This is a genomic window from Microbacterium sp. STF-2, assembly GCF_034650155.1.
In the GTDB taxonomy this organism is placed as follows: Bacteria; Actinomycetota; Actinomycetes; order Actinomycetales; family Microbacteriaceae; genus Microbacterium; species Microbacterium maritypicum_A.
The window spans coordinates 583,270-598,246 of sequence record NZ_JARKMW010000002.1 but is presented as its reverse complement, the minus strand read 5'-3'; the positions used below and the strand labels follow the sequence as shown (position 1 = coordinate 598,246).

The following is a 14,977-nucleotide window of genomic DNA, read 5'->3' as shown; positions in this document are numbered from 1 at the left end:
GGTTCACGACCGCAGCGGCACCCCGATCGCGAGCCGCTGATCCGCGAGCGGGCAACGGAACACGTCGCGCTCGCCGAGACCGACCCGGTTGATGTAGCGAACCACGATCGCGTATGAGGCGAACAGGCCGACCTGGGTGTATTGCACGTCGTGCTCCCGGCAGTACGCGGCGATGATCGGGGCGGCGCGACGCAGATGCGGGCGGGGCATCGAGGGGAACAGATGATGCTCGACCTGGTAGTTCAGTCCACCCATGGCGACGTCGAGGAAGCGGCCGCCGCGCACGTTCCGACTCATCAGCACCTGCCGCCGCAGGAAGTCCAGGGTCATGTCCCGAGGTACGACCGGCATCCCCTTGTGGTTGGGGGCGAAGGCGATCCCCATGTAGAACCCGAACAGTCCCAGTTGCACCGCCAGGAAGACGAAGGCGATTCCGGGGGACAGCACGATGAACACCAGTACCAGGTATCCGATCATGCGGACGCTGAGGAACGTGATCTCGGCCCACCGGCGTTCGAGCCGGCCCCGCGGCGAACATCCGCCGCACGCTCGAAGCGTGCAGCGAGAGTCCTTCGAGGAGCAGGATCGGGAAGAACAGCACGCCCTGATGTCCGCGCAGCCACGTGATGACCGGTCCCTGGTGCCTCGTCGCAGCCTCGGTGGAGACAGCGATCACGGGGAGCTCGATGTCGGGGTCGGAGCCCAGCTTGTTCGGGTTGGCGTGGTGGCGGGTGTGCTTGTGCTGCCACCATCCGTAGCTCATGCCGACGAGCAGGTCGCCGAGGATGATGCTGATCCAGTCGTTCCACCGGCCGGATACGAAGATCTGCCGGTGCGCCGCATCGTGACCGAGGAACGCGATCTGGGTGAACACGATCGCCAGGACGGCGGCGGTGAACAGCTGCCACCAGGTGTCGCCGATCCAGAGGAACGCGAGCAGGCACACGCCCACAGTGATCGGGGCGGCAATGAGCTTCGTCCAGTAGTAGCCGTAGCGCCGGTGCAGGAGCCCGCGCTCGCGTACCTGCTGCGCCAACTCGGTGAAGGCGCTCGATCCTCGGGACGCGTTGTCGCGCGGACGGGTGTGGACGGTCGGACGGATGACGTCCATGATGACCTCGTCTCCGGCGTCGCCCAGAGCGGGCGGCGGAGGTGTTGTTCTTTCGCGAACGGCCCTTCAGAGCGTCGCGTTCGGATCTTCAGTTGTGCTCGCTGGTGCTGACGGTACGCGCCCAAGCTGGGTGCGCGTTCAGGGTCGGGACGGCGCCCGACGACTCACGATCGGAAGCCCGCTCAGCGTGCGCAACTGAGGGAGTACGTCCCGACAGTGCTCGACGGTCCGCCGGGGCGATGATCGTCGCGGCGCTCAACGCTGCCTGATCACGCGTGGGATCACCGCGACCATCGCCACCATGACGATCAGCTCCACCATCGTCTGGGTGACGACGACGAGCGGCGTGAGCGTGAACGCGTCGGGCAGGGCCAGAGCGAGCGGGAGCACGACGAGAGAGTTGCGCGTGACACCGCTGAAGACGACCGCGCGGCGGCCCGGCGTGTCCAGGCCGGCGACCCGCGCGAGGACTGCGCCAAGGGGCGCGGCGATCACGGCGAAGACCGCGAAGACCGGCACTGTGAGGAAGAGACGCCCCCACGCGCCGCCAACGGCGAACACCTGCGAAGCGACGACGGCAGCCAGAGTGAGCATCATCAGCGGCACCATCGCCGTGGCGGAACCGCGTTCGATCACGCGGGGCGAGGCGAACCTCCTGGTCAGCACTTGGGTCAGAGCGGCGAGTGCGAGCGGCAGTGCGATCAGCAGCAGGAACGCGTCGATGAACGGGCGCGGGTCGACGGCGCTCATCGCATCGGCGCCGAGGAAGAGGGAGAGGTAGACGGGGAGCAGCAGCATCTGCAGCAGCATGAGCAGCGGTGTCGCGGCCAGAAGCCGGGAGCGGTCGCCGCCCGCCAGGCCCGTGAACACGATCACGTAGTCGACGCACGGGGTGAGCAGCACGAGAAGCACCCCCAGCAGGATCGCCTCATCGGCCGCCACCACTCTGCTCACGCCGAAAGCCAGCGCCGGCACCACCACGAAGTTCAGGAGCAAAAGCGTGCCGAGGAAACGCCCGTCGACGAATGCCCGTCCGATGTGCGCGAACGGCACGCCCAGGAAGGTCGCGAACAGCAGAACGCCGAGGAGTGGGGTGACCGCCGACTCCCACACCGGTGCCGTCGAGGGGGAGAGGAGGCCGACGACGGCGCCGACCGCGATCGACGCCAGGTACAGCGTCACCTGATGCCGTTCTCCCCATGCCGTGAACGCGCGCACGGTCACCTCCACGACCCGGTATTCGCTTGTCCGTTACGTCGGATGCGATACATTGCAGTGTAGGTAGAACTTCAGGCTCTACAGCGATTCCGTGCTCGAGTGGAGGACAAAAGCGGTGGCACTCTCAGGCGGACCCCTCGAGCGCAGGTCGATGAGCGACGAGGCGTACAACCGGTTGCAGGATGCGATCATCAGTGGCGAGCTGCGCCCGGGTGAACGTCTGCGAGACTATGAGCTCGCAGAGCGCCTCGGCACGTCGAAGACCCCGATCCGGCATGCCCTGGACCGCCTCGCCGACCACGGTCTCGTCGAGATGCAGCGCAACCGCTACACCCGCGTCGCCCCGATCGATCTCGATCAGGTCCGCAACGCCGTCGATCTCTTCGGAGACATCTGGATCGGCTCGGTGCGCCACGTGATGCCCCTGATCCAGGACGACGACATCGTCTATCTCACCGAGCTTGCCGACGAGATGTCCGCGGCGGTGAAGGCACGCGATGTGGCGGGGTTCGGTATCGCGCTCCGTGCGGCCGCCACCGGATTCGCGCGCATCGAGGGGAACGCGTCGCGAGCCGTGATCATCGAACGTCTCGGGCCGCAGATCCGGAGGTTCAGCCAGCACTCGCGGGATGCATTCGACTGGGAGGTCGTCGGTGCTTTCGTCGTCTCCCTCCGGGAGGCGATCCTCGAGCGTGATGCGGTGAAGACCCGCGCCGTCCTCGTCACCTTCTTCGACGAGGTGCTCCCCGCCATCATCGATCGCGCCCAGGAACAGGAGCTCATCCGCTCCGACATCCAGGACTAGCGGGCTCATCCAGGACTAGCGGGCTCATCCAGTTCTAACGGACTGCAGCTCGCTCAGGCCGAGTCGGACGTCTCCGTCGGTTCAGGCGTGAAGTTCGCACCCCGTCGCAGCGCCTGAACCTCGCTGATCCTTCGCCGGGCGAGGAACCAGCCGCCGATCAGTGCGGGGACGATGACGATCAGCGTGCCAACGGTCCAGGTTCCGGTGGGGTAGTCGAACGCCATGAGGACGATCACCGACGCCAGGAAGGCGAGGGTGAGGTAGGACGTGAACGGCGCCCCGAACAGTCGGAACGACGGCCGCACGATGCGTCCCTGCAACGCCCAGGAGCGGAGGCGCAGTTGGCACAGGATGATCGTCGCCCACGCGGAGATGATGCCCAGCGCCGACATGTTCAGCACGATCTCGAAGGCGTCGTCGGGAACCGCGAGATTGAGCAGGACCCCGATCAGGGCGAACCCTGCGGTGAAGAGGATTCCGGCGACCGGGACGCCACGCCTGCTCATCATTCCGGCGACCTTCGGGGCCGCACCGGAGGCGGCGAGGGAATGGAAGACGCGGCCGGTCGAGTACAGGCCTGCGTTGAGCCCGGAGATCGCGGCGGTGATCACGACGAAGTTCATGGCGCTCCCGGCGATCGCCCCGATCTCCGGGCCGCTGATGTGGGTGAAGAAGGTCACGAAAGGACTCTCCCCGGCTCGGTAGACCGTATACGGGAGCAGGAGTGCGAGCAGGAGCACCGACCCCACGTAGAAGACGCCGATCCGCAGGATCACGGAGTTGACGGCTCGAGGTACGAGCTTGGCCGGATTCTCGGTCTCGCCGGCAGCTGTACCGATCAGTTCGATCGAGGCGTAGGCGAACACGACGCCCTGCATGACGATGACCGCGGGAAGCACGCCTTCGGGACTGAAGCCTCCGTTCTCGCTGAGCATCTGCAATCCCGTCGGTCCCTGATCTGTCTCCCAGCCCGCGGCGAGGACCACGATGCCGATGAGGAGGAAGGCGACGAGAGCGGCGACCTTGATGATCGAGAACCAGAACTCCATCTCGCCGAACAGGCGGACCGAGACGAGGTTGAGTCCGACCACCACCACCAGCGCGACCAGGGCGAGCAGCCACTGGGGCACGACGTCGAACGCCGACCAGTAATGCACGTACAGTGCGACGGCCGTCGAGTCGACGATCGCGACCATGCCCCAATTCAGCAGGTAGAGCCACCCTGCGGCGAAGGCCAGCTTCTCGCCGTAGAACTCGCGAGCGTAGGAGATGAACGATCCGGATGACGGCCGGTGGAGCACCAGCTCGCCGAGCGCTCGGAGGATGAAGAACGCGAAGACACCGCAGATCAGGTAGGAGACAGCGAGCAGGGGGCCGGCCGTGTGCAGTCGTCCCCCCGCTCCCATGAAGAGGCCGGTGCCGATCGCTCCGCCGATGGCGATCATCTGCAGATGCCGCGCCTTGAGAGAGGTGTGATACCCGGTCTGCTCGTGTGCGAAGTCCTGGACCGACGTCGACACGTCGCCGAGCCTCTCGCGGTCGTTCTCGAGATCAGGGGCCCGGTCTCGGGCGCCCGGCTTCTCGGCGGCATCATCGCTGGCGTGCGGCATCGCGGCTCCTGTCTGGTCGGGTGACGCTCCGCAGCATCGGACGCGACCGAAAAGGGATAGACGGGTAATACGTGAAATGTTACTGATTCACGCGTCGAAACCCGATATGCCGTTCTCTCTCGTGGCGTGACGTTATCGGCAGATCCACAGGAAGAGCAAAGGGTCTTCTCCTAATCTGAAGACACCCAAGGGGAGTACTCCGACACGGTGGGGTCGTCATTACGGATGCACGTCGCATCCCGGGCCACCGGTTCCATGTTCCATGGAATGGAGAAGACTTTGGCGGTACTGTCGTACCCCGAGTCTGGAGTCCGCATTTGGATATCACCCCTCTGATCTGGATCATCACGATCGCGGTCACGATCGCCTTCTTCGTCTACGAGTTCTTCGCTCACGTGCGCACACCGCACGAGCCGACGATCGCGGAATCGGCGCGCTGGTCGATCTTCTACATCAGCCTCGCGCTGCTGTTCGGTGTGGGTATCGGCGTCTTCTCCGGGTGGACGTTCGGCGGCGAGTACTTCGCCGGATACCTCACCGAGAAGGCCCTGTCGATCGACAACCTGTTCGTCTTCCTCATCGTGATGACCGGTTTCGCCGTGCCGAAGAAGTACCAGCAGAAGGTGCTGATGATCGGCATCGTTATCGCGCTGATCCTGCGCGGCATCTTCATCGCCGTCGGCGCGACGCTCATCGAGAACTTCTCGTGGATCTTCTACCTGTTCGGCGCTCTGCTGCTGGTGCTCGCCTATCGTCAGGCGTTCAGCAACCACGAGAGCAACCCCGCGAACGGGCGCTTCATGACGTTCGTCCGTCGGCACCTGCCCGTCAGCGACGAGTACAACGGCGACCGGCTCACGGTCGTGAAGAACGGCAAGCGCTTCGTCACGCCGATGCTCCTCACCATCATCGCGATCGGCTTCATCGACCTGGTGTTCGCGGTCGACTCGATCCCCGCGATCTACGGCCTGACCGACCAGGCCTACATCGTCTTCACGGCGAACGCCTTCGCGCTCATGGGACTGCGACAGCTGTACTTCCTCATCGGCGGTCTGCTCGAGCGCCTCGTCTACCTGGCGCAGGGACTCGCCGTCATCCTCGGATTCATCGGCGTCAAGCTGGTCCTGCACGCTCTGCACGTCAACGAGCTGCCGTTCATCAACGGCGGCCAGGGCGTCGAGTGGGCGCCGGAGATCCCGATCTGGTTCTCGCTGCTGTTCATCGGCGCGACCATCGCGGTCGCCACGGTGGCGAGCCTCATCAAGACGCGCCGTGCACCGGGCGACACCTCCCACGACATCTCATCCGCCGACACCACCACCAAGAAGGAGCACTCTTGAGCGCGCAGCGCTGTTCTGACTCTTCGGACTCTGACAGTACGAGCGCCCGGTTCGTCCCGGGCGCTCACCCCACCACAGACGAGGCGGCCCGTTGATGGGCGACCTGCTCTGGAACATCGCCCTCGTCTTCGCGTTCGTGCTGATCGGCGGTGTCTTCGCTGCGACGGAGATGGCGCTGGTCACGCTGCGCGAAAGCCAGATCAATGCGATCGGCCAACGAGGGCGGCGCGGTGCGAAGGTCGCCGCCCTCGCCCGCAACCCCAACACGTTCCTCTCGGCGGTGCAGATCGGTGTGACCGTGGCCGGGTTCGCCTCGGCGGCGTACGGAGCGACATCGATCGCGCCGTCGCTGGCGCCGGTGCTCGAGTCATGGGGTCTCGCCCCCGCTCTCGCCCTCACCGTCGCGACCCTCGTGCTCACGCTGGTGATCGCCTACCTGTCGCTGGTGCTCGGCGAGCTCGTGCCCAAGCGTCTGGCGATCCAGAGAAATGCCCAGTTCGCCTACGCGGTCGCGCCTGCCCTCAACGGGTTCGCGACGGTCATGCGGCCGGTGATCTGGCTGCTCTCGGTCTCGACGAACGCCCTCGTCCGAGTGCTCGGGGGAGATCCGCACAAGACGAGCGACGAGATGACCGACGAGGAGGTGCGCGACATCGTGGCGAGCCATCAGGGGCTGCCCGATGACGAACGGCGCATCCTCGATGATGTGCTCTCCCTCCGTGGGCGCCAGGTCAGCGAGGTCATGCGACCGCGCCCCGAGGTCGTCGCCCTCGATGAGGCCGCGAGCGTCGGCGAGGTGATGGCGCAGGTGCGCGACCTTCCCTTCTCGCGTTACCCGGTCTCGGAGACCTCGATCGACGACATCACCGGATTCGTGCACGTGCGTGATCTGTTCGAGGCCGCATCCGACGACCCGGAGCGTCCGCTGAGCGCGCTGATGCGCGACATCCCTTACATCCCCTCGACCGCGCGCGTGCTGCCGACTCTGACGCGCATGCGGGCCGAGGGCCACCACATCGCGGTGGTCGTCGACGAGTACGGCGGCACGGACGGTCTGGTCACCCTGGAAGACCTCGTGGAGGAAGTCGTCGGCGAGATCTTCGATGAGTACGACGCCGAGGTGTTCATCTCTGCGGACGACGGCATCGACGGACGTCTCAACCTGCAGGACTTCGAGGAGGCGACGGGGCTGGCGATGCCGCGCGGTTCATCCGACACCATCGCGGGTTTCGTGACCGAGCAGCTCGGGCGTCTCGCGGTCGTCGGTGACGTCGTGGAGGTGCCCGGAGCCACGATCCAGGTCGCAGAGGTGGACCGCCGACGCATCGCCCGCGTGCGGGTCATGACCGAACCCATCGTCGAGCCGGAGGCGTGAGTCCAGGCGGTGGCTCTGACGAGTCCGGGCGTCACGAGCCCGGCCGTCAGGAGTCCGGCCGTCAGGAGCCCGGCCGTCAGAGGCGCCGATGTCAGAGGCGCCGACGTCAGGGGCGCCGCACCCGAGTGCCCAGTTCGCCGAGGCCCGCTGTGAGCACCTCGACGAGCAGGCGTGCGTAGCGCCCATCCGGGTCGAGGTCGGGATCGAAGACCGTGATGGAGGCGCCGATCGCGCGAGGCGCGAGTTCCCGCAGCAGTGCGGTGAGTTCCGCCGCGCTGATTCCGCCGGCATCGGGGCTGTCGACCGCGGGCATGATGGTCGGGTCGAGCACGTCGACGTCGAGTTGGAGCCAGTACGCGGGACCGGCGACGGCGGCGCTCTCTGCACCCACGCGAGCGGCTCCGAGAGAGGTGACATCGGCGGCGGGCGTGACGCTGCCGAGGATGCCACGTACCTCGTCCTGATCCTCATCGTCGGCGCGGTGACCGATGTGCGCGGTGTGCGCGGACGGGAAGTAGGGCGCGAGCCCGTCGATGTCGGCGATCGACGGCCAGTGTGCGCCGACCGCGGCGGCGAGGGCCTCCCCGGCCACGCTCGCGCATTCGTCGCTGTTGCCCGGGTGGCGGAAGTCGGTATGGCCGTCGATGTGCACGAGGCCGACACCGCCGCGGCGTGCGGTCGCGAGACCCGCTCCGAGGAGGATCGCGCAGTCGCCGCCGATCACAAGGGGAGCCTCGCCGCGGTCGATGGCCGCGCCGATGCGCGTGGCGAGGCGCTGGGAGTGGTCGATCATCGCGCTCTCGTTGCGCACGCGGCCGGCCGGCCGGGTGTCGTCGTCATCGACGTAGCGGCCGGCGAGGACGACGCCGGAGTCGGAGGCGCCGCGTTCGACGAAGCGCGCGAAGAGGCCGGCATCGCGTAGCGCTTCCGGCGCCTTCGCCGCGCCCGGCACGCTCCCGCGCTCCGGCGGGCGCAGGCCGAGGTTCGACGGGGCAGAGAGCAGTGTGATCATGGGCTCATCCTGCCGCGGGGGTCGGACATAGCGGCCCTGATCATGTCGGGAAACGCACCCCGGTGAGGCGCTCTGCCGCGGTCCACAGCTGCGCCCCGACCGCGGCGGAGCGCACGTCGTCCGATGCGGTCACCCGTGTCGGCGTTCCGCGGAACTCGAGCAGTCCGCCCGGACCCCAGTAGTCGCCGTCGACGACCTCCGAGGCGGTCGCGGCATGCACGATCGGGAGGGCCCCGCCGTCCTTGCCCTGCACGAGTGCTCGGGTCGGGGAGGCCACGGCACGGACGAAGCCGGAGACCTCGGCGAGGCCCAGTCGTGGGGGAGTGAGGGGATCGACCGCATAGCCCGGGTGTGCGCAGACCGCCGCGCGAGAGGAACCCGACCAGCGTCGCGCGAGCTCGAAGGCGAAGGCCATCAACGATGCCTTCGACCTTCCGTACTGTCGAAGCGAGGAGCCGCTCCACGGTGCGTCGAGGCTGGCGGCATCGAGGGCGGCGGCATCGAGATGTGCGAATCGGTGCGCGATCGATCCGACGGCGACCACGCGGGCATCCGGGGCGAGGAGGGGCTCGAGCTGGGCCACGAGTGCGAAATGACCGAGGAAGTTCGTGCCCACCATGAGGTCGAGGCCGTCGCTCGTGCGCGCCGAGCGGTCGGCCGCCTTCACCCCCGCGTTGCAGATGACCGCATCGAGTCGCTCGCCCACCCCCGTTGCGGCCAGGGCGATGCTGTCGAGGGAGCCGAGGTCGAGCCCCCGCACGCGCAGGTCGGCAGCCGGAACCCGGCTTCGGATCGCGGCGACCGCGGTCTGCGCACGTTCGGGGGAGCGGCAGCCCAACAGCACGCGTGCGCCCCGGGCGGCGAGCTGTTCGGCGCACCAGTATCCGATGCCGGCGTTCGCGCCGGTGACCAGCACTGTGCGTCCGCGCAGGTCTGCGGGCGGGAGGGGAGCGGCATCCATCTCCCCAACCTAGGCGTTGTGCGCGTCAGTGGTCAGTCATCGTGGTGGTGGTGGTGGTGGTCGTGGTCGTGCGCGTCCTCGTCGTCGAGGAGCATCCCCACCGAGGTCGCGCAGGCATCGCCCTTCCAGGCCTCGATGCCCTCGCGCACCGCGAAGGCGGCGATCACGAGACCGGCGACGGCATCCGCCCACCACCATCCGAGCAGCGAGTTGGCGATCAGCCCGATCAGCACGGCGGCGGAGAGATAGGTGCAGATGAGCGTCTGCTTCGAGTCCGCGACGGCGGTGGCCGATCCGAGTTCCTTGCCCGCACGTCGTTCCGCGAGGGACAGGAAGGGCATGACGGCGACGCTGACCGCGGTCAGGACGATACCGATCGTGCTGTGCTCGGGCCGCTCGGTCGTGACGAGCGCGGCCACGGAGGTGGCTGTCACGTAGAGCGCGAGCGCGAAGAAGGCGACGGCGATCACCCGCAGGGTCGGCTTCTCCCAGCGCTCCGGATCGCGGCGGGTGAACTGCCAGGCGACGGCGGCCGCGGACAGCACCTCGATCGTGGAGTCCAGCCCGAAGCCGATGAGCGCGGCGGATGAGGCGACGGAGCCGGCGGCGATCGCGATGACCGCCTCGATCAGGTTGTAGCCGATCGTGATGCCGACGATCAGGCGGATGCGGCGGTGGAGGGTGTCGCGGCGCGCCGCGGTTGCCGTGGCGGTCATCAGCAGGTGCAGCCTTCGCCCGAGCAGCAGTCCGGCTCGACGATGAGGGTGACCCGCATGAGCATGTCGAGGGCCGGAGCGAGGTGGCGATCCGCGAGTCGGTAGCTGCTGCGGCGTCCCTCCGGAACGCTCTCGACGAGCCCGCATCCGCGGAGACAGGCGAGGTGGTTCGACATCGCCTGCCGCGAGACGCCGAGGGTGTCCGCGAGGTCGGCGGGGTAGCGCGGTGCTTCGCGCAGCGCGAGCAGGACGCCGGCGCGGGTGGGGTCCGACAGCGCATGCCCGAGGCGGGCGACGGCGGCCGTGTGGGTGAGGGAGGCCAGAGCAGTGGTCACGGCACTACTGTACAGAAAAGGCTGAATTCAAGAAAACTTGAATTCAGCCTTCTCTGTGAGGGTCTCAGCGGATCGCGTACACCGCGCTTCCGACGATGACGGCCACGACGGTGGTCCAGCCGATGATGGCCAGAGCCTGCCAGAAGAGGATGCGCGCCCTGCCGATGCCGGAAGCCGCGAGCATGGTCGCGGTGAACTGCGTCGGCAGCAGGAGCGGTCCGAGCAGGCTGACCCCCGGAACGCCGTAACGCTCGAACGCACGCTGGAACTTCTCGCGGCGCGCGGTGCCGCGGCCCGTCTCGGCCGCATCTGCAGCCGGCTCGTCGATCGTGCCGCCGCCGGCACCGGCGAGCGCCGCGGTCTTGGCGCGCGAACGGTTCACGACGGCCTGTCGGGCTCCGGAGCTGACGAGCACCACCACCAGGACGCAGAGGAAGTTGCCCACGATCGCGGCGATCGCGGCGATCACCGGAGAGATGCCGCCGATGATGCCGATGCTCACCGCCCCTTCGCCCTCGATGAAGGGGATCGCGCCGGCGAGGGCGACGATGAGCGGCTGCACGAGCTCGGGGACCTGGGCGACCAGGTTCTGGAAGGTCTCGATGAGGTTCAAGGGATGCTCCCGGTTGTCGGTGCGAACGGAGTCTCCGCCGCGATGACTCCAGTCCAGCCGAGCGCTCCGTTCGGCGGCAGTGTCGGCCCGTCATCGCTTCCCGGGCGGATCGCACGACGCATCCGTGACAACTGTCACGGCTCTATCGTGGGAGCGTGAGCAGCCGCGTCGAGCCCCTCGCCCCCGTCGAACCGAGTCCGGGGGCGAGACAGCTGTCTCGCGGTATCACGGCGACGTGGTGGTACACCGTGACCGCCGTGATGTTCCTCCAGGTGATGCTGGTCTTCGCGTGGACGGGCATCCTCGCCGCGCAGGGTCAGAACGGTCCGCTGATCCTGGTGGTCGCCGTCGGCGGCCTGGTGTGGTGCGCATCGACGGCCTTGCTCCTGTTCGACTACCGCCACCGTGTCGACGCGGTGCCGGGATTCCGCTGGAGCCGCATCGCCGTCCCCCTGCTCATCGCCGTCGCGTACGGCACCGTCGCCGGGGCGCTTGCCGGGAGCTGGCAGCTCGCGGCGATGCCGATCGTCCAGTCGGTGGTGCTCCTGAACTGGCCGCGAGGCATCCGCATCCGCGTCGTCGTGGCGGGAACGCTGCTCCTGCTGGTGCTGGCCGCCGTCGACTCCTCCGCTCACGCCTTCGGTGCGGTGCTCGCGTGGTGGGTGGCCGTGATCTACACCGCACTCTTCCCCGTGATGACCGTGAGCTCGTTGTGGTGGTGGGATGTGCTCGTCACCCTCGACCGCGCCCGCACCTCGGAGGCGAAGCTCGCCGCGACCCAGGAGCGGCTGCGGGTCGCGACCGACGTGCACGACCTGCAGGGTCACCATCTCCAGGTCATCGCGCTGCAGCTCGAACTCGCCGAGCGTCTCCTGCCGAGCGATCCGGATGCCGGCATGGAGCAGCTGCGCGCCGCGCGGGTCAGCGTCGACGAGGCGCGTCAGGGGACCAGGGACCTCGCGACGCGCTTCCGCTCGGTGCCTCTCGGCGATGAACTCGCCAACGCCCGCGACCTGCTGACCGCGGCCGGGCTCGAGGTGGACGCCACGATCGGTGCGGATGCCGACTCCGCACCGGCATCGGCCCTCGGTCCGGTCATCCGTGAGACGACGACCAACGTGCTGCGCCATGGCGGCGGGGAACGCGCACGCCTCGTGCTCACGCGCGTCGCGGGCACGTGGCGATACGAGATCGCCAACGACGTCGTGCCCGGCGCGGTCGACGAGGGTGACGGATCCGGATTGGACGGCGTCCGTCGGCGCGTCGAAGAGGTCGACGGCACGCTCGACGTGCGTCGGGACGGGGACGAGTTCGTGGTGGTCGTGACGGTCCCGGCGCGGTCGGAGGAGACACGATGATCCGTGTGCTTATCGCCGACGATGAGGCGATGATCCGCTCCGCGCTCGCAGCCCTCCTCCGGCTGGAAGACGACATCGAGGTCATCGCCGAGTGCGAGGACGGCGAGCAGGCGGTCGTCGAGGCTCTGCGACTTCAGCCCGATGTGTGCCTGCTCGACCTCGAGATGCCCGGGCTCGACGGCGTGCAGGTGGCCGAGAAGCTGCACAGGGCGATCGCGACGCGGTGCGTGGTCGTCACCCGTCACGCGCGTCCAGGCGTGCTGCGCCGTGCCCTGGCCTCCGGTGTCTCCGGCTTCCTGCCGAAGTCCCGTGGGGCCGACGAGGTCGCCGCCGTCATCCGCCGGGTCGCGGCGGGGGCTCGCTACGTCGATCCGGAGATCGCCGCCGATGCCCTGAGCGACGAGCGCTCACCGCTCACGGACCGTGAACTCGACGTGCTGCGTGCCGGTCGGCGTGGGGAGACGACGGGGCAAATCGCACGAGCGCTCGCTCTCGCCCCGGGGACGGTGCGCAACCACATCTCCGTCATCCTCGGAAAGCTCGCGGTCGGCACCCGTCAGCAGGCTGTTCTCATCGCCGAGGAGCGCGGCTGGATCTGACGGCCGATATGCTGATGCGCATGGGAACGATATGCGCAGCGCACGTGATGGGGCGCAACCTCGTGTTCCGCGACCGCCGCGCCTGACGGCGCGCTCGCTCATCGCACGCATCTGCGCGCCGTCCACCGAGATGTCATCGCACCTCGGGACGGGCAGTCCTCAGCGACGCCTCTTCGCGTCCTCCCTCCTCCGAGGTGCTCCGATTCTTCTTCTGGAGCGCACTCATGCCTCGTTCGATCCATGGTGGCCGTCACGAACTCGGCCAGAACTTCCTCACCCATCGTCCGACCCTCACCCGCATCTCCGGCCTCGTCCGCCGGACGTCCGGTTCGATCCTGGAGCTCGGCTGCGGTGACGGCGCCCTGACCCGCGCTCTCGCACAGCTGGGCAGGCCGCTCACCGCGATCGACATCGACGAGCACCGCGTGCACCGACTGCGCGCGACGCTGCCCGGCATCCGTATCGAGATCGCCGACGCCACACGTCATCCGCTCGATGCCGAGGTGGTCGTCGGCAACATCCCCTTCCACGTGACGACGCCGATCCTGCGACGGCTGCTCTCCCGAGGCCGCTGGAACGAGGCGGTGCTGCTTACGCAGTGGGAGGTGGCGCGCAAGCGGGCAGGCGTCGGCGGTGGCACCATGATGACCGCGCAATCGGCGCCGTGGTTCGAATTCTCCCTCGAGGGGCGGGTGCCGGCGTGGGGCTTCTCGCCGCAGCCGAGTGTGGACGGTGGCCTGCTCGCGATCACCCGACGTGGTTCTCCGCTCGTCCCTGTCTCCGATCGGCGAGCGTACGAGGAGTTCGTTCGGGTGATGTTCACGGGGCGGGGAGGCAGTCTGCCCGCCGTCGTCGCGGGTGCGGCGCGGATCCCGATGTCTCGAGCACGACGCGTGGTGGCGGCTGCGGGGGTGACCGGCCGGAGTCTTCCTCGTGATCTGCATCCGGAGCACTGGGCCGCGCTCTGGCGCCAGGTCTCGCGGGAATGACGCGCTGAGGCCGTCGAGCGCTGAAGGGGCTCGACGGCCGCGTCCGTCACGTCGTCCTCAGTGCGCGAGGACCTCGCGCAGGCGGGCCGCGAATTCCGCAGGATGATCGACGAATCCCGTGTGGTCGCCGGGGAAACGGGTCGGCTCGATGCCGAGCTGTGCACCGAGTGCCGTCGTCGTGCGCTCGCAGAGCTGGTCGACCGACTCCTCGCCGATACCCAGGACGAGGTCGTCCGCCCGTGCCCGCAGAGTCTCGACGTCGGGCTCCCAGCGCACGCTGGCCGGCAGCTCGTGCTGGAACCAGAACTGCTCGTCCTCCTGATGCTGCGGATCGACCTCGCCGCCGAACCACTGGACGAGCATCTCCTCCGGCATCGGGATGTTCGCCTGCGCGAAGAACAGCCGCCAGGCGCCGACGCGGTCGCCCGAGAGGGCTGCCGCGGTGAGCTCGTCGGTGAGACGACGCTGCTCGACGCGGTCGGGGAGCAGCTCGAGCAGCGGGGGTTCGTGGGCGATGACCGTGGACGCGAGGTCTCCATGCGATTGCACGAGCGCCAGGCTGGTCACCGCGCCGCCGCTCGATCCGAAGACGACCGCCGGCCCGCGATCGACGTGGGCGATGAGTGCCGCGAGATCGTCGGCGCGCTGCTGGGGGCTCGAACCCCGGGAACGGTCGTGGAGGATGCTCCGCTTGGCGCCGCGCGGGTCGGATGTGAGCACCGTGTGATCGGTCGCGAGTTCGACGGCGAACGGGGCGAAGGCATCGGCGTCCATGGGGGCGCCGATCAGGACGAGGAGCGGTCCTTCACCGCGGAGTTCGTAGTGGAGACGGACGTCGGGCAGGTCGAGCGCAGCCGTGGTGGTGCTCATGTGGTGCTCCTTGTCATCGAGGTGGCGTTCCCGTGTTCTGCGGTTTCGGTAGGTCCAGGTTCGCC

General features: G+C 68.2%; 14 protein-coding genes and 1 pseudogene. 6 read left to right on the top strand and 9 right to left on the bottom strand.

Annotated features, from left to right (window positions below):
* Positions 1 to 3 precede the first annotated feature (3 nt).
* Positions 4 to 1,111: pseudogene (locus MicroSTF_RS16830) on the bottom strand (fatty acid desaturase family protein).
* A gap of 255 nt (positions 1,112 to 1,366) precedes the next feature.
* Positions 1,367 to 2,329 carry an arsenic resistance protein gene (locus MicroSTF_RS16825; RefSeq protein ID WP_322957254.1) on the bottom strand — a complete coding sequence of 321 codons (963 nt, stop codon included), beginning with the start codon at positions 2,327 to 2,329 and terminating at the stop codon, positions 1,367 to 1,369.
* Between the two features lie 115 nt (positions 2,330 to 2,444).
* On the opposite strand from MicroSTF_RS16825, the gene MicroSTF_RS16820 reads away from it, so the two are divergent.
* Complete coding sequence (locus MicroSTF_RS16820) at positions 2,445 to 3,134, top strand: GntR family transcriptional regulator (RefSeq protein WP_029266035.1); 690 nt, start codon at positions 2,445 to 2,447, stop codon at positions 3,132 to 3,134.
* A gap of 53 nt (positions 3,135 to 3,187) precedes the next feature.
* On the opposite strand, the gene MicroSTF_RS16815 is transcribed toward MicroSTF_RS16820, so the two are convergent.
* Complete coding sequence (locus MicroSTF_RS16815; RefSeq protein WP_322957252.1) at positions 3,188 to 4,744, bottom strand: amino acid permease; 1,557 nt, start codon at positions 4,742 to 4,744, stop codon at positions 3,188 to 3,190.
* Positions 4,745 to 5,061: 317 nt separating this feature from the next.
* Here MicroSTF_RS16815 and MicroSTF_RS16810 point away from each other — a divergent pair, with 317 nt between their 5' ends.
* Positions 5,062 to 6,084, top strand: coding sequence for a TerC family protein (locus MicroSTF_RS16810; protein ID WP_021198117.1), 1,023 nt, complete (start codon positions 5,062 to 5,064; stop codon positions 6,082 to 6,084).
* A 94-nt stretch (positions 6,085 to 6,178) separates the two neighbouring features.
* On the top strand, positions 6,179 to 7,459 hold the full coding sequence (locus tag MicroSTF_RS16805; RefSeq protein ID WP_297556926.1) for a hemolysin family protein: 1,281 nt from the start codon (positions 6,179 to 6,181) through the stop codon (positions 7,457 to 7,459).
* A 106-nt stretch (positions 7,460 to 7,565) separates the two neighbouring features.
* Here the strand turns inward: MicroSTF_RS16805 and MicroSTF_RS16800 are convergent, their stop codons facing one another.
* From MicroSTF_RS16800 to MicroSTF_RS16780, 5 genes are all read right to left on the bottom strand, one after another.
* The gene (locus tag MicroSTF_RS16800; RefSeq protein ID WP_021198115.1) at positions 7,566 to 8,471 is read right to left on the bottom strand and encodes an arginase family protein; all 906 of its coding nucleotides are present in this window, start codon (positions 8,469 to 8,471) and stop codon (positions 7,566 to 7,568) included.
* Between the two features lie 40 nt (positions 8,472 to 8,511).
* Positions 8,512 to 9,432 carry an SDR family NAD(P)-dependent oxidoreductase gene (locus MicroSTF_RS16795; protein WP_021198114.1) on the bottom strand — a complete coding sequence of 307 codons (921 nt, stop codon included), beginning with the start codon at positions 9,430 to 9,432 and terminating at the stop codon, positions 8,512 to 8,514.
* A gap of 32 nt (positions 9,433 to 9,464) precedes the next feature.
* Positions 9,465 to 10,148 carry a cation transporter gene (locus tag MicroSTF_RS16790; protein ID WP_021198113.1) on the bottom strand — a complete coding sequence of 228 codons (684 nt, stop codon included), beginning with the start codon at positions 10,146 to 10,148 and terminating at the stop codon, positions 9,465 to 9,467.
* The gene (locus MicroSTF_RS16785) at positions 10,148 to 10,483 is read right to left on the bottom strand and encodes an ArsR/SmtB family transcription factor (protein WP_029266023.1); all 336 of its coding nucleotides are present in this window, start codon (positions 10,481 to 10,483) and stop codon (positions 10,148 to 10,150) included. The genes MicroSTF_RS16790 and MicroSTF_RS16785 overlap by 1 nt, the downstream gene beginning before the upstream one ends.
* Before the next feature lie 64 nt (positions 10,484 to 10,547).
* Entirely contained in the window at positions 10,548 to 11,096 is a 549-nt protein-coding gene (locus tag MicroSTF_RS16780; protein WP_021198111.1) for a hypothetical protein, read from the bottom strand.
* A gap of 155 nt (positions 11,097 to 11,251) precedes the next feature.
* Here MicroSTF_RS16780 and MicroSTF_RS16775 point away from each other — a divergent pair, with 155 nt between their 5' ends.
* The 3 genes from MicroSTF_RS16775 to erm all read left to right on the top strand — a co-directional run bounded on the left by MicroSTF_RS16775 (position 11,252) and on the right by erm (position 14,042).
* Positions 11,252 to 12,454, top strand: coding sequence for a sensor histidine kinase (locus tag MicroSTF_RS16775; RefSeq protein ID WP_322957243.1), 1,203 nt, complete (start codon positions 11,252 to 11,254; stop codon positions 12,452 to 12,454).
* Positions 12,451 to 13,053, top strand: coding sequence for a response regulator transcription factor (locus MicroSTF_RS16770; protein WP_322957240.1), 603 nt, complete (start codon positions 12,451 to 12,453; stop codon positions 13,051 to 13,053). Before MicroSTF_RS16775 ends, MicroSTF_RS16770 begins: the two co-directional genes overlap by 4 nt.
* 224 nt (positions 13,054 to 13,277) lie before the next feature.
* Positions 13,278 to 14,042, top strand: a complete 765-nt coding sequence (gene erm / locus MicroSTF_RS16765; protein ID WP_322957237.1) for a 23S ribosomal RNA methyltransferase Erm — start codon at positions 13,278 to 13,280, stop codon at positions 14,040 to 14,042.
* Between the two features lie 57 nt (positions 14,043 to 14,099).
* On the opposite strand, the gene MicroSTF_RS16760 is transcribed toward erm, so the two are convergent.
* A complete protein-coding gene (locus tag MicroSTF_RS16760) occupies positions 14,100 to 14,912 on the bottom strand; it encodes an alpha/beta fold hydrolase (protein WP_021198107.1) in 813 nt (270 codons plus the stop codon).
* Between the last annotated feature and the right edge of the window lie 65 nt (positions 14,913 to 14,977).